This is a genomic window from Jeotgalibacillus sp. ET6 (genome assembly GCF_029667115.1).
Classification (GTDB): Bacteria; Bacillota; Bacilli; order Bacillales; family Jeotgalibacillaceae; genus Jeotgalibacillus.
In genome coordinates, this window is the sequence record NZ_JARUIU010000114.1 from 1 (window position 1) to 266 (window position 266).

Genomic DNA, 266 nt, shown 5'->3' on the forward strand with positions numbered 1-266 from the left:
GCTCTATTCACATACGATGAAAATCTTCAGCCTGAGCCGGGGATTGCTTCATGGGAAACGGGGACAGGAGCTGACCTTTCAGATGATGCAAGAAGTGAACTTGAAGAAGAATATCCTGATGTAATGGATAAGCTTAAAGTTATTGGTTATACAGACGAAATTCCTAATGTTCTCCATTCTTTAGGTAATCGAAATAAATCAATTATACGTTCTTCAACTTGAAAAACTAATTGAAAATGCTGAACAGGACTCGATTCAAAAGGAGC

The 266-nt window shown here is 38.0% G+C and carries 1 pseudogene; it reads left to right on the top strand.

The features are described 5' to 3' along the window. Positions 1-222 (top strand): annotated as a pseudogene (locus P6709_RS20000) (hypothetical protein); the annotation flags it as partial. Between the last annotated feature and the right edge of the window lie 44 nt (positions 223-266).